The following is a 14,151-nucleotide window of genomic DNA, read 5'->3' on the forward strand; positions in this document are numbered from 1 at the left end:
CCTTTCTGCAGCGAGTTGGGTTTATGTCTGAGAGGCGGAAAGGGGGCCCGATCCCGCTCCCCGGACTTCGGGCAGAACTCCGGGGAGGGCGGCAGTTAGCACTACCCGACCAGCAAATGCTTGAAAGGCGCGAATATCCCCTGCCAGAACGATTCCGGCACGCGCAGCATCAGATAAGTGATGGCGATATACCGGAGCGTCTTGCCGATGGCGATATAGACGAGGCAAGTGCGCCAGGGGAGTCGGAGCCAGCCGGCGAGGGTGCAGAAGGGATCGCCGACCACGGGAAGCCAGGAGAGCAGGAGGAGTGGTGGTCCGAAGCGGCGCATCCAGCGGTGATAGCGTTCATTCATGGGTGCCTTACCGCTGGCGCGCTTACCGCCGTCGTCATCGACTGCCGTCGTCGGCGTTACTGCACCGGCAAGTGCAGCAGCGCGCGCATGAGCACGGCGGCGCGCCTTGAGGCGAACAAAGCCGCGTCGTGCGGCGAAGCCCATCCACCAGTCGAGCATGCCGCCGGCGGTATTGCCGACGCTTGCCACGGCGATAGCGGGCCAGAACATATGCGGATTGAGCGCCACGTACCCGAACAGTGCGGGTTCTGAGCCCATGGGCAGCAGTGTGGCGGACAGAAACGACACCAGAAAAATGGCTGGCAATCCGATGCCGGGCAGTGCCAGCGCGCCCAGCAGCCAGGTGATGAACGACTCCATGCAACTCCGGAGAAAATCAAGATTGAACGAAAGCGGGGGGCGACTCCCGCGAACCATGACCGACCGGACGGTCGGCACATCCGTGAAGTGCGCAAGCGCGCGTTGTTTGGCAGAAACAAAAAGTCTGGCGCATAATGCCAGACCATGACCCGACCTTCGACGCCGCCCGTGGCCATTCTACTGGCAGGCGGACTCGGTACCCGCTTCGATGCGGCTGGGCGCCGGAACAAGCTGCTCGCGCCGCTGCCCGACGATCCCCTGAACCGACCCGTTGCCCTTGCCAGCGCCCATGCGCTGCTGGCGGTATTGCCGCGCGTCATCGCGGTAGTGCGACCGGATTCGGCCGAGTTGGAGAATGTGCTGTTGCAGGCGGGTTGTGAAGTTGTGATGAGTCACGCGACCAAGCGGGGCATGGGTGCGACGCTTGCTGCCGGCATCCAGTCCGGCGTCAGCGAAGACCCGCCCCCGGGGCTTGAGCATCTTGACGGCTGGCTCGTAGCGCTGGCCGACATGCCTTACCTCCACCCGAATACCCTACGCGCGATCACGAACGCGCTGACGTCGCCCGAGGCCATCGTCGCGCCGAGCTATCAGGGACAACGCGGCCATCCGGTCGCTTTCGGTTCTGCCTTTACTTCGCGTCTGGCCGCCCTCGATGGCGACATTGGCGCGCGCGACCTGTTGATTAGCGAGCACATTACGATCGTCGATGTCGACGACGCCGGAATCGTGCGCGACATCGACACCCCAGACGACCTTCGCTAGGGCGCGCACTCCCCTTTCCCGTTTTCTCCCGAAAGACAAGCGCGACCGCCCTGGCGGACGTGCTGGTCTATCATTGTCCTTTTGTTCCTTGATGTGCCTAACCTGAAGAAGCCTTAAATCATGTCCGACGCAGCTCCCGATTATCTGAAGAAGATCCTGACCGCAAAAGTCTACGATGTCGCCAAAGAAAGCGAACTCGAATTGGCCCGCACGCTTTCCATGCGGCTGCACAATCGAATTTATCTGAAGCGCGAAGACAACCAGACGGTGTTCTCCTTCAAGATTCGGGGCGCGTACAACAAGATGGCCAACCTCAGCGAAGCCGAGCGCGAGCGCGGTGTGCTGACCGCATCGGCCGGCAACCACGCACAGGGCGTGGCGTACTCGGCGGCACGTCTGGGTTGCAAAGCCGTCATCGTCATGCCGATCACTACCCCGCAGGTGAAAATCGACGCCGTGAAGACCCACGGCGGCCGCGCTGTGGAAGTCGTGCTCGCAGGGGACTCGTATAGCGACGCCTACGCACATGCCATGACACTGCAAGAAGCACGCGGCCTCACCTTCGTGCCGCCGTTCGACGATCCCGACGTCATCGCCGGTCAGGGCACCATTGCCATGGAAGTGCTGCGTCAGCATCAGGGACCGTTGCATGCCATCTTCGTGCCCATCGGCGGCGGCGGTCTGGCGGCCGGTGTCGCCGCTTACGTCAAAGCGGTGCGCCCCGAGATCAAAGTGATCGGCGTGCAATCGGTCGACTCCGATGCCATGGCGCAATCCATCCACGCAGGCGAGCGCGTGCTGCTCAATGACGTGGGGCTCTTCGCCGACGGCACAGCCGTGAAATACGTCGGAGCAGAAACGTTCCGCCTGTGCGAAGCCTACCTCGACGAAGTCGTGCGCGTGGATACCGATCAACTCTGCGCCGCGATCAAAGACGTCTTCCAGGACACCCGCAGCGTGCTTGAACCGTCGGGCGCGTTGTCCGTGGCCGGGGCCAAGCTGTACAGCGAGCGCGAGAAACTCAAGGGCGAAACACTCGTGGCGATCACCTCCGGCGCGAACATGAACTTCGACCGTCTGCGCTTCGTGGCCGAGCGCGCCGAAGTCGGTGAAGCGCGTGAAGCCGTGTTCGCCGTCACCATTCCCGAGGCGCGCGGCAGCTTCAAGCGCTTTACCGAAGTGGTGGGCAGCCGCAATGTGACCGAGTTCAACTACCGAATCAGCGAAGCGTCGAGCGCCCACATCTTCGTGGGTATCCAGATGCATAACCGCGACGAAGGCGAACGCATCAAAGCGGGCTTCGAGCGTCATGGCTTCCCCACGCTCGATCTGTCCAACGACGAACTGTCCAAACAGCACATCCGCTACATGGTCGGCGGGCGCTCGGCGCTCGCCAGCCACGAAGTGCTGTACCGCTTCGAGTTCCCCGAACGCCCGGGCGCGCTGATGAAATTCCTCTCCGCCATGAGTCCAAACTGGAACATCAGCCTGTTCCATTACCGGAATCAGGGCGCCGACTACAGCAATATCCTCGTGGGCATTCAGGTGCCGGACAACGAGAAGGCCGCGTTCCGCGACTTCCTCGCCACGCTCGGCTATCCTTACTGGGACGAAAGCGAGAACCCCGTCTACAAGCTGTTCCTCGCGTAAGCCGGAACTGCGTAGATACGCCCTCCAACCCATCACGACAGGACCACGCTGCCACCATGCCGATCTCGCTCGAGAACAAACTCGTTGTCGCGATATCTTCGCGCGCGCTGTTCGACTTCGAAGAGGAGAACCGCGTGTACGAGACCGGTGTGGCGCATGGCGACGATCAGTCCTACATGCGCTATCAGCTCGAGCGCCTCGACGTGCCCGCGCGCGTCGGCGTGGCCTTCCCGCTCGTGAAGAAGCTGCTGGCGTTCAACGAGGGCAACGAGATCGACAAGCATCGCGTCGAAGTCGTCGTGCTCTCGCGCAACGATCCCGTGAGCGGCATGCGTGTGTTTCGCTCGGCGCGCCAGGTCGACCTCAAGATCGAGCGTGGCGTGTTCACGCGCGGGCGCGATCCGTTCGGTTACCTCAACGCACTGGGCGCGCACCTGTTCCTGTCAGCCAACGAGCGCGACGTCCGTGGTGCGCTGGCGGCGGGCTTTCCGGCAGCGCGCGTGTATCCCGACTCGGCCAAGAAAGCGGAGCTTCATCCCGACGAAATCCGCATCGCCTTCGACGGCGACGCGGTGCTCTTCTCCGATGAGGCCGAACGGATCTTCCAGCGCAACGGGCTCGACGCGTTCCAGCAACACGAAATCGAACGCGCCGCTACGCCGCTGCCACCGGGTCCGTTCAAACCGCTGTTGCTGGCACTTCACCGCCTGCAGACGCTCGCGGGTCACGAAGTGCCGGTCAAAATCCGAACAGCACTTGTGACGGCCCGCTCTGCCCCGGCGCACGAGCGTGCCATTCGCACGTTGATGGACTGGAAAATCGACATCGACGAGGCGATGTTTCTGGGCGGGCTGGACAAAGGCACATTCCTGCGCGAGTTCGAGCCCGATTTCTTCTTCGACGATCAGACACGCCACTGCGAGTCCGCCGCGCGAGTCGGCCCGACCGGACACGTCATCAGTGGCATTGCAAATCATGACAACGCCTGACCAATCTCCGCTCGGCAAGGAAGTTGCCTACACCGAGCAATACGCCCCGTCCCTGCTCTTCCCGATCGCACGTGCACCGGCGCGCGCAGCCATCGGCGTGCCCGATGTCCTGCCGTTCTTCGGCGCAGACATCTGGAACGGCTACGAACTCTCGTGGCTCAACGAAAAGGGCAAGCCGCAAATCGCGCTGCTTACCGCCATCGTGCCGGCCGACTCGCCGAACATCATCGAGTCGAAGTCGTTCAAGCTGTACCTCGGCTCGTTCGCACAGACCAAGCTGGCGAACATCGACGCCGCGCGCGCGCTGATTCAGCAAGACCTGTCGGAAGCGGCGGGCGCAGCGGTGCAAGTGCGCCTCGTCGAACCGGCCGCCTTCGGCAAGCTCGAACTCGATGAACTCGATGGCCTGCTCGTCGACCGCCTCGACATTGAAACGGATGTCTACGCGCCTGACGCCACCCTGCTCAAGGCCGCCGAAGGTGAGCCGCATGTGGACGAGACGCTCGTGTCGAACCTGCTCAAGTCCAACTGCCCCGTGACGGGACAACCCGACTGGGGCAGCCTGCAGATTCGCTACGTCGGGCCGCCGATCGATCAGGAAGGCCTGCTCAAGTACGTGATTTCGTACCGGCGTCATACCGGCTTTCACGAGCAGTGCGTGGAAGGTATCTTCATGGACATCCTGCGCCAGTGCAAACCGAGCCAGTTGGCTGTCTACGCCCGTTACACGCGACGCGGCGGACTGGACATCAACCCGTTTCGCACCAACTTCACGATGCCGATGCCGGACAACGCACGCACGGCGCGTCAGTAACGCAAGCGGAACGCGCCCCAAAAAAATGGCGACGGGTGGATGAGTCCCGTCGCCATTTTCATCTCAGGAGTGCGTACTACCGGTCAGCTCAGATAGCTGACCCTGGCCATCATTCTGCGTGCCGCGTTTCCGACATTCGCATACTTCGGCTGACCGGCGCATCGATGCAGTGTTTCCTTCATGGCGCGGTACGCCGCTTCGAAGTGCTGTAACTCGATCAGACACTCACCGACGCGATACATCGGACCGGGCGCCGCCTCGTCCATCAACGCTGCTGCCATAAACAGCGGCAGCGCCGCCTTGGGCTCGCCGTGTCGTTGCACCGAGAGCGCCAGGGCCACCGCGTAGTCGGCTTCGAGCGGACACGCCGACAGCAGCGGCGCGAAACACTCGATGGCCTGCGCATAGTCGCCGCGCTCGAACGCGCCGAAGCCGCAGCGATAGGCGGCATCGCACTGCATCGCGTCCCACTCGCCGGGGCACGGCATGCCCATCGCCTCACGCTGTTTGTCGGCGTCGCGAACCGCAGCCAGCGCCACGTCGATCTCATTGGCGATGTGCTGCGAGGACGGCATTTTGCCTTGGGGGATGTCAAACGCGCTCACGCCGGAAGTCCTCCGTAGACGCAGTCCCGAATCGCGCACGCACGTTCAGCGTACCCATTTCCTGCGCTGCCTCGCGACGCTTTCGCAAGGACAGCCCCACCTGGCTGAGACCGAACGTCACCGCGACCGACGACACGAAGCCCAAGCCTGCGCCGAAGCCGTACCCCAGCCACCGGCGGTCGTGCCCGGCGATCGAGGTCTCGGCCTGCTCGTCGGCTTCGAGACACACGTACGCCGCACCCGCGAGTCCCGCCAGCCCCAGAACCGTGACCGTCAGCCCTAACAGCCCCGACGCGCAACCCGCGCTGGCCAGACGATTCACGGTCCGGGATCGCAAACGTACATCATCAGGCGTCAACGGAAAATCGATGTTGACCTGCATATCCTCGGCAGACTCGACTGCCGCGCGATGCGGCGGCATTTGCACCCCCGCCCCCGAAATTGACTCTTGTCTCACAGTCCGTCTCCTTTCTGATTGGGAGATTGAAGACTGCGCGCACACCATGCCGCCGGCCATCGAAGGCAAACCGCAGACTTTGCGAAACGGGTACTAAAGTGTCAGCCGGTATAGAAAAATCTCACGCAGCGGGCTTCTTGTACGCTACGCAGTCCACTTCCACCTTGCAGTCGATCACCATGCTCGACACCACGCACGCGCGGGCAGGCGGGTGTTCGCCGAAGTATTCCTTGAATACCTTGTTGAACGACGCGAAGTCGCGCGGATCGTCGAGCCACACACCACAGCGCATCACGTGCTCGGTGCCGTAACCGGCTTCCGCGAGAATCGCCAGCAGGTTCTGAATGGCCTGGTGCGTCTGGGCGACGATGCCCCCATCGATCACTTCGCCGTCTTTCATCGGGGTCTGCCCCGAAACAAACAGGAAGCCATCGGCTTCGGTGGCGCGTGCAAAGGGCATGCGCTGGCCGCCGGTGCCCTGCCCGCCTTCCACGCCATATCGTTTGATGCTCATCATCTCTCCTTTCGACAAAACGGCTTCAACAACTCATATTCAAAGTGCCGGCTGCGGTGTACCGCGACGCACGAAACGCCCCGCACGCGCATTCTGCGTAGGTGCACGGTCCTGCCACGACAACACGCCGTTGACCCATACGGCGGCAATGCCATAGGCCGGCTGCATCGGATCGGTGAAGGTGGCGGCATCGGCCACGGTCGCCGGATCGAACAACACCAGATCGGCCCAGTAGCCTTCGCGTACGAGGCCGCGCTCGGTCAAACCGAAACGCTCTGCCGAGAGGCCCGTCATCTTGTGGACGGCCTCGGCCAGCGAGAACAATTGCTGCTCGCGGCTGTAGCGGCCGAGCACACGCGGAAACGCGCCCCACAAACGCGGATGCGGCAACGGATCGTTCGGCAGCCCGTCCGACCCGACGACAGTTGCCGGATGGCGCAAGATGCGTCGCACGTCGTCCTCTTCCATGCAGTGATACACCGCCCCCGCCGGTTGCAGACGCTTCGCCGCTTCCATCAGATCGACACCCCACTCGCCGGCAATCGTCGCGAGCAGCTTGCCGCCTTGCTCAGGGTGCGATTGCGACCATGTCACGAGAATGTCGAAGTCGTCGGTCACCTGTTTGAGATCGAGCGTCGACGAACTCGCCGTGTACGGATAGCAGTCGCAGCCGACCGGCTGGAAGCGCCGCGCCTTGTCGAGGGCTTCGAGAATCTCTGTACTGCGTCCCCAGTTATCGACGCCCGCACACTTCAGATGCGAGACGACCACGGGCACGCGGGCATGGCGCCCAATGCGGAAGGCTTCGTCGAGCGCCTCGAGAATTTCGGCGAATTCGGTACGCAAATGCGTTGCATAGAGGCCACCGGCCTCGGCGAGCGGCTCGGCCAGTGCGAGCACTTCTTCGGTCGGTGCGGCGTTCGCGTTCGCATAGGCGAGGCCGGTCGACAATCCCAGCGCACCGTGTTCGAGCGCTTCGCGCAATTGCGCGCGCATGCCCTCGATTTCCGTTTCGGTCGCAGGCCGGTCGAGCCGGTCCATGTGGTTGTTGCGTAACGCGGTATGACCAATCAGCGCAGCCACGTTGATCGCCGGCTGCGCTTTCTCGAGCGCTTCGACATAGGCGGCGAAGGTCGGATACCGGAACGCGTCGGCATCTCCCAGCAGGTTCATCGGGTCGGGCGGGGCGCCCTTGAGAACCACCGGTGAGGCGCTGATGCCGCAGTTGCCGACGACGACCGTCGTCACGCCCTGCGAGAGTTTCGGCGTCATTTCCGGCGCGCGTACGACGTTCGTGTCGTCGTGGGTATGCACGTCGATGAACCCGGGACTCAGCACGTAGCCATCGCCGTGAACCTGTTGCGCGGCTTGCCAGCCGGACAGGGCACCGGCTTGCGCAATCGTGTGGATGCGACCGTCGCGCAAGGCGACGTCGAAACCTTCGTCCGTCATCGGCGCGCCGGAGCCGTCCGCCAGACGAACGTTCGTGATGAGGGTGTCGACCGTCCGGTTCGCGAGGCAGTCAGCCATGTCAGTCTCCCAGGGGCTGGCGATCGCCGCCGCCCCGATGCGTGTCGAGCACATACTTGATTCGCCGCAACAGCGCCTGGCTCTGCGGCTTGGCGAGCAACGCCAGTTCCGTGGCCAGCACGTCCATCGCCAGCAGCATCGCGTAACGCGACGACGACGGTTTGAAAATAAAGTCCGTTTCCAGCGCGCGGATCGGCAACACCTCGTCGGCCAATGCCGCGAGCGGCGAGCCCGTCGCCGTGATCGCCACCACCTGTGCGCCATACTCTCGCGCGATCTCGCACGCGGAGACCAGCTCGGGCGTGTGGCCGCTCACCGAAAAGGCAAGCACGACGTCGTCGCGCCCAAGCGTGGCGGCGACCATGCGGGCCATCACGGCGTCCTGATAGCTCGCCACCGGCCGTCCCAGACGTACGAGCCGGTAGCGCGCCTCGTCAGCCATCAGCGACGAGCCGCCGCCCATACCGAAGGCGTACACCATGCGGGCCGACAACAGCCGCCCCGCCGCACGCCGCACGCCTTCCGGCTTGATGAGCCCGCGATGCACCTGCAACGTTGTCTGAATATCGTCGGCGATCCGGTCGATCGTGTCCCCCGAACCGTCCTGCCCGTTGGCCGCATTCGCGCCGAAAAAACGCTGACCGACCACCGCGGCTTGCGCCAGACGCAACTTGAGATCGCGCACGTCGCGGCAGCCCATCGCCTTGGCGAAACGCGTCACACTCGCCTCGCTCACGCCGGCGCGCTCGGCTAGCACGTTGATCGATGCCGCCGCCGCGCCCGCCACGTCTTCCAGCACCACCTGCGCAACTTTGCGCTCCGCCTGACTAAGGGCGTCGCTGCGCTCGGCAACTCGCGTCACGATGTCGAAGGTTTCCGCCATATCTCGGGTCTGTGCAGCGCCAGCGATGGTCTGCCGGGATGCTTTTTTGAAAGGTTTGCGAATTTTTGTTACTTTATAACAAAACTGTCAAACCCGGGTAATTCAAAGCTATTATAGGAGCCATCCGGCGATTCCCGGCACGTCGTCACGTGGAGGATTCTCAATGAGTGATACAAACTATCAACACGGCATGATCGATACTCTCAACAAGGGTTTGGGTGCGTTGAATGCCCCGCTTGCGCCGTCCGAAACGGCGGGATTGGGCTGGAATTTGCTCAACGAAGACCTGAGTCTGCCGACGGCCGTGCTTTACGAAGACAAGATTCGTCACAACCTCGCCTGGATGCAGCGTTTCGTCCATGAGTACGGCGTGAAGCTCGCTCCGCATGGCAAGACGACGATGGCGCCGAAGCTGTTCCGCCGTCAGCTCGAAGGGGGGGCATGGGGCATCACCCTTGCCACGGCGCAGCAGACCAACGCGGCGTATCACCATGGCGTGCGGCGCATCCTCATGGCGAACCAGCTCGTCGGCAAGCGCAACATGGCGCTGATCGCCGATCTGCTGAAAGATCCGGATTTCGAGTTTTTTTGTCTGGTGGACTCTGCCGCTGCGGTAACGCATCTGGGCGAGTTCTTCCGCGCGCGGGGTCAGTCGATTCAGGTACTGATAGAACTGGGCGTGACGGGCGGACGGACCGGCGTGCGCGACGCTTCGCAGCAACAAGCCGTACTCGACGCCATTGCCCGCTACCATGACGCGGTCAAGCTGGCGGGCGTGGAAGTCTATGAGGGCGTGCTCAGTACCGAGGCGGACATTCGTGCGTTCCTGCAACGTGCGGTCAGCATCACGCGGGAGCTGGTGGCGGCGGGTCGCATCGAGCGCAGCCCGGCCGTGCTCTCGGGGGCGGGTTCGGCGTGGTACGACGTGGTCGCGGATGAGTTTGCGCATCAAGATGTGGGCACCGCGCTCGATGTCGTCTTGCGCCCCGGCTGCTACCTCACGCACGACGTCGGCATCTACAAGGCAGCGCAGGCGCAGATTGCCACGCGTAACCCGATCGCGAAGCAAATGCGTTCGCAGTTGCAACCGGCGCTGCAACTCTGGGCGTACGTGCAGTCGATTCCCGAGCCGGAGCGCGCCATCGTCGCGCTCGGCAAGCGCGATGCGGCGTTCGATGCCGGCATGCCGGAACCGGCGCAGCAGTTCCGTCCGGGCGAGAGCCACGTACCGAAGGCGACGCCGGCGCACTGGGAGATCACCGGCATGATGGATCAGCACGCCTACCTGCGCATTGCGCCGGGCGACGATGTCCGCGTGGGCGACATGATCGCCTTCGACATCTCGCATCCGTGCCTGACGTTCGACAAATGGCGTCATCTGCCGGTCGTCGACGCTGACTACAACGTCGTCGAGATTGTGCAGACGTTCTTCTGATCGCAGACTCGTCGGACACGCGACACGCGCCGACGCAGCCGCAATGAAAAGGCCGCCCGATGGGCGGCCTTTTTTCCTCTTCAGTTCGCGCAAACCGCCGCATGCGGAGGCTTACGTCTGGCGTCGCGATACGCGTTTTCGGGCTGAGGCGGGCGGCTTGGCCGACGCCTGCTCCGCGGCATCGGCAGTCGTGCGTCGCTTCGTTTCCCCGCTCGCCTTCGCGGCGGGATCTGACGCTTTCGCTCGCGTCGCCACCGACTTGAACTGCGCCTCGAGATGACCGAGTGCGCTTTCCAGCGTTGCAATTTCGGCGGGCGTCATGCCTTCGAGGGCATCGTCGAAGAAGGCTTGGCGGCGCGGCGTCGCTTCGTCGTATACGGTCATGCCTGCGCTCGTGAGCGTGACATTCGTGAGGCGGTTATCGTCCGGATCGGTCGCCCGCGAGAGCCAGCCGAGCGCTTCCATCGACTGCAACTGACGCGTGAGCGACGCCGGATCGAGCCGGCAGTGTTCTGCAAGAGATTTCTGCGAACAGGTGCCGCGTTCGGCCAACGCGAGAATGATTCGCCAGCGTGGCAGCGGGTGTCCGACTTGCGCATCGAACGCGAGCATCATCGCTCGATACGTCAGACTGAGTTGCTGGATGACGTTCCGTTTTAGTGGCGTGGGCATCGCGTCACTCCCCGGCTGGCGCCTGCGGCTTCGCGCCGCGCGACAGACGAATCAGCGGCACGCGCCGAACGAACCACAGACCGGCGAGCGCTGCGGCCAGCGACACCATCTGTCCGTTGTGAATGGCGGCCACGAGCGACGTGCGTGCCGACTCGATGAACAGCGCGCCGTTCTGGCCCATATGCGCGAGCGTGGTGAGGAAGTCGCTTTGCGCTTGCGCGTTGACGAGAATCTGCGGATCGGAGAGTTGCGCGGTCCATTGGGTGCCGTCGCTGGCGGCAAGGGCATCTTTCACGCGAGCGTTGTAGCTGTGATTGACGAGCGTACCGACGATGGCCGTGCCGAGCATCCCGCCGATCATTCGCAGCGACTGCATCAGGGCGGTCGCAATCCCGAGATGCGCACGCCCGGCGACTTCCTGGGCGAAGACAGTGAGGTTCGGCATCACGAAGCCAAGGCCGACACCGGCGAGCAGCATGTAGGTGGCGATCAGCCCGTGAGGGGTGCCGCGATGCGTGGTGATGATGCCTGCGCAAGCGAGCGCGAGTAAGAAGAAGCCCCCGTAGAGCATCACGTTCGGGTTGGGCAGACGCGTGATGAGCCGGCCGTTCACGATGCTGCCCACGGTGATACACAGCACCATCGGGGTAATGAGCAGACCGGTTTCACGCGGCGAAAGTCCGAAGCCGCCCTGAAGCATCAGCGGCGCGTAGAACAGCATGCCGAACATCGTAAAGCCCGCGAACACCGACAGTACGAACAGCGGCGCCAGACTTTTGTCGCGGAACATCTCGAAGGGCAGGATCGGATGCGACGTGCGCTTCTCCCACCAGTAGAGTGCATACGAGGAGGCGGCCAGCACCACGAGCAGCGCCATCACGCCGCGCGAGAGGCCGTCGGCGGGCAACCATTCGACAAGCATCTGCAGGCTGCCCAGTGCGGCAGTGATGAGGAGAGCACCGAGCCAGTCGAGACTCGCCTTGCCATGACCTTCGGCGCGCATATGCGGCAGGTGACGGCCGACGAACCAGAGACCGAGCAGGCCCACCGGCAGGTTGACGTAGAAGACTGAACGCCAGCCATAACCTTCAGTGAGAAAGCCGCCGAGCGAGGGGCCGATGGCGTTGGCGATGCCAAACGCGGAACTGAGCATGACCTGCCAACGCAGGCGCACGTGCGGATCGGGAAACAGTTCCGGGATACAAGCGAACGCGGTACCGACAAGCATGCCGCCGCCAATGCCTTGCAAGGCGCGCGCGATGACGAGGAACAGCATGCTGTTGGCGGCGCCACACAGCACGGAGGCCGCGGTGAAAATGACGATGGCGGCGACGACGAACGGCTTGCGTCCGTAGAAGTCGCCGAGCCGGCCGAAGATTGGCACGGTGATGACGGAGGTCAGGAGATACGAGGTTGCAACCCAGGCGTAATACTCGAAGCCCTTGAGTTCCGAGACGATCGTTGGCAATGCGGTGCCGACGACGGTCTGATCGAGCGCCACCAGCATGGTGCAGAAACAAAGGCCGAGCATCGCCACGAGCGATTGCCGGAAGGGCAATACCTGCCCCGCTGAATGCGGGGTACTAGGACTGGGAGCCATTTTTTGGACGGATCAATGTTTGATCAGTCAAGGATTTTAGCACGTTGGGTGCCGGGAGAGGCGTGAGCGGCTGTTAATAGGAATAGAAGCGGTTACTGTGCCAGGGAGGTCAACGGTAATGTGGTCGGGCAACGAGATCCTTTAGCACGACGATCTGAAATACATCGACACGCTGAAAACCGGATTACGCGCGCCGGCAAACGAAAAGCAGCGACACGAACCACTGGACAACATTTCTGCCGTCCGCTTCGAGTCGGAAACATGCGGCGGCTTGAGAACCGTTATCGGCCAGTTCCAGCCGTTCGACACGGCGTTCAACGTTGCTAACAATACAGTCAGACTTAACCCCTTCTCGTCACTCACCCTGACGGGTGTCCTTGCGATAGTCAGAAGGACTACTACCTGTCCAGTGCTTGAAGGCGCGGCAAAAACCGGTGGCATCGGAAAAGCCAAGATCAAACGCCAGTGCTGCCACACTCGTGTTCGAGTTCGTCAGCCGATCGACCGCGATATCCCGTCGCAGCCCGTCTTTCACCTGCTGGAAATGTGTTCCTTCTTCCGCAAATCGGCGATTGAGTGTGCGAACGGAAGTATGCAGAGCCTGCGCAATGCCCTGAATCGTCAGCGGCTGCGCTATGTTCCGCTCAAGATACTCGCGCGTTTTGGCCACAATGGAGCCATGATGAAATGCGCTGAATGTCCAGTCCCCCGGCGCGCCTTTCAGGAACGCCCATAGCTCGTGTTTCTCGCGTTTGAACAGCTCGGCACAATCCTGGTACGCGAAATAAATGCTCGTCATCCCGGCATCAAAGTGCACCGCTCCAGGGAACAGGAATGCATAGTCTTCGACGTGCCTCGGCCTGGCGAAACTGAACTCGGCCCGGTGCAGGATGATCTCCCTGCCCAGCAGCCATGATGCGATGCCGTGCGCCAGCTTCATCATCAACTCGTGCCCAAGCGGAGTGACCTGCGTATCAGGCGTCCTTTCCACCAGAGCGAGTCGCACCAGATCGTTCTTGGTCGAAATCTGCAGCCGGTAGTCATCCAGCAGCAAATTCCAGAAACGAACAAACCGATTGAACGCGACCAGCACGGTAGGCGCATCCAGCAGGCTGAGCATCAGATACTTCAACGTGCCGCCCCGGATCGGCCTGGACCAGAGTCCCAGCATCTCGTCGTCGAGCGTCGCCGCGACCGTCCTGTACAGCACGACGTATTGGTGGCGTGTGATTCGCGCATCCGGCTGATTCAGAAGCGACTGCGGAATAGCGGCGCCTGCGAGAAGCTGCGCAGCCACGTCTTCTCCGTGACGGGTGCGAACGGTACGCAGCATCCCGTGCAGGAAGTGAGCCGAAACGGTGAGAGAACTTTGGCGGGACAGGTTCATGATTCGCCGATTATGGCGCATTCTGCATATCGATTGGCACGATGCGCCAGTTCTTCACCCGCCCCATGCCTATACTGGCAAGCAATTTCCGCGATTCTTGAAATTTTCGAGTATTGCCAGATGGCGCATTGCGCCAA

Annotated in this window: 14 protein-coding genes; 5 read left to right on the plus strand and 9 right to left on the minus strand. The window is 62.6% G+C overall.

What is annotated here, in order from left to right; all coding sequences use genetic code 11:
• Positions 1-101: 101 nt before the first annotated feature.
• Positions 102-713: a YqaA family protein gene (locus PBR20603_RS00305; protein WP_150557577.1), complete on the minus strand. Its 612-nt coding sequence runs from the start codon at positions 711-713 to the stop codon at positions 102-104.
• 144 nt (positions 714-857) lie between these two features.
• On the opposite strand from PBR20603_RS00305, the gene PBR20603_RS00310 reads away from it, so the two are divergent.
• From PBR20603_RS00310 to queF, 4 genes are all read left to right on the plus strand, one after another.
• Positions 858-1,478, plus strand: coding sequence for a nucleotidyltransferase family protein (locus tag PBR20603_RS00310; protein ID WP_150557578.1), 621 nt, complete (start codon positions 858-860; stop codon positions 1,476-1,478).
• A gap of 120 nt (positions 1,479-1,598) precedes the next feature.
• Positions 1,599-3,128: a threonine ammonia-lyase, biosynthetic gene (ilvA, locus tag PBR20603_RS00315; protein WP_150557579.1), complete on the plus strand. Its 1,530-nt coding sequence runs from the start codon at positions 1,599-1,601 to the stop codon at positions 3,126-3,128.
• A 56-nt stretch (positions 3,129-3,184) separates the two neighbouring features.
• Positions 3,185-4,117: a 5'-nucleotidase gene (locus PBR20603_RS00320; RefSeq protein ID WP_150557580.1), complete on the plus strand. Its 933-nt coding sequence runs from the start codon at positions 3,185-3,187 to the stop codon at positions 4,115-4,117.
• Positions 4,104-4,931 carry an NADPH-dependent 7-cyano-7-deazaguanine reductase QueF gene (gene queF, locus PBR20603_RS00325; protein ID WP_150557581.1) on the plus strand — a complete coding sequence of 276 codons (828 nt, stop codon included), beginning with the start codon at positions 4,104-4,106 and terminating at the stop codon, positions 4,929-4,931. Before PBR20603_RS00320 ends, queF begins: the two co-directional genes overlap by 14 nt.
• 83 nt (positions 4,932-5,014) lie before the next feature.
• Here the strand turns inward: queF and PBR20603_RS00330 are convergent, their stop codons facing one another.
• The 5 genes from PBR20603_RS00330 to PBR20603_RS00350 all read right to left on the minus strand — a co-directional run bounded on the left by PBR20603_RS00330 (position 5,015) and on the right by PBR20603_RS00350 (position 8,920).
• Complete coding sequence (locus PBR20603_RS00330) at positions 5,015-5,536, minus strand: hypothetical protein (protein ID WP_150557582.1); 522 nt, start codon at positions 5,534-5,536, stop codon at positions 5,015-5,017.
• Complete coding sequence (locus tag PBR20603_RS00335) at positions 5,523-5,993, minus strand: hypothetical protein (protein WP_150557583.1); 471 nt, start codon at positions 5,991-5,993, stop codon at positions 5,523-5,525. Before PBR20603_RS00335 ends, PBR20603_RS00330 begins: the two co-directional genes overlap by 14 nt.
• A 121-nt stretch (positions 5,994-6,114) precedes the next feature.
• Positions 6,115-6,501 carry a RidA family protein gene (locus PBR20603_RS00340; RefSeq protein ID WP_150558255.1) on the minus strand — a complete coding sequence of 129 codons (387 nt, stop codon included), beginning with the start codon at positions 6,499-6,501 and terminating at the stop codon, positions 6,115-6,117.
• Positions 6,502-6,546: 45 nt separating this feature from the next.
• The gene (locus PBR20603_RS00345) at positions 6,547-8,037 is read right to left on the minus strand and encodes an N-acyl-D-amino-acid deacylase family protein (RefSeq protein WP_150557584.1); all 1,491 of its coding nucleotides are present in this window, start codon (positions 8,035-8,037) and stop codon (positions 6,547-6,549) included.
• Position 8,038: 1 nt separating this feature from the next.
• Positions 8,039-8,920, minus strand: coding sequence for a MurR/RpiR family transcriptional regulator (locus tag PBR20603_RS00350; RefSeq protein ID WP_150557585.1), 882 nt, complete (start codon positions 8,918-8,920; stop codon positions 8,039-8,041).
• Positions 8,921-9,083: 163 nt separating this feature from the next.
• Between PBR20603_RS00350 and PBR20603_RS00355 the strand changes: the two genes are divergently transcribed.
• Complete coding sequence (locus PBR20603_RS00355) at positions 9,084-10,355, plus strand: amino acid deaminase (protein ID WP_150557586.1); 1,272 nt, start codon at positions 9,084-9,086, stop codon at positions 10,353-10,355.
• A gap of 111 nt (positions 10,356-10,466) precedes the next feature.
• On the opposite strand, the gene PBR20603_RS00360 is transcribed toward PBR20603_RS00355, so the two are convergent.
• The 3 genes from PBR20603_RS00360 to PBR20603_RS00370 form a co-directional block, all read right to left on the minus strand.
• Positions 10,467-11,027: a MarR family winged helix-turn-helix transcriptional regulator gene (locus PBR20603_RS00360; protein WP_150557587.1), complete on the minus strand. Its 561-nt coding sequence runs from the start codon at positions 11,025-11,027 to the stop codon at positions 10,467-10,469.
• A 4-nt stretch (positions 11,028-11,031) separates the two neighbouring features.
• Positions 11,032-12,627, minus strand: a complete 1,596-nt coding sequence (locus tag PBR20603_RS00365; protein ID WP_150557588.1) for an MDR family MFS transporter — start codon at positions 12,625-12,627, stop codon at positions 11,032-11,034.
• A 355-nt stretch (positions 12,628-12,982) separates the two neighbouring features.
• Entirely contained in the window at positions 12,983-14,014 is a 1,032-nt protein-coding gene (locus tag PBR20603_RS00370) for an AraC family transcriptional regulator (RefSeq protein ID WP_150557589.1), read from the minus strand.
• Positions 14,015-14,151 lie beyond the last annotated feature (137 nt).

The sequence above is a fragment of the Pandoraea bronchicola genome (assembly GCF_902459805.1).
Taxonomy (GTDB): domain Bacteria; phylum Pseudomonadota; class Gammaproteobacteria; order Burkholderiales; family Burkholderiaceae; genus Pandoraea; species Pandoraea bronchicola.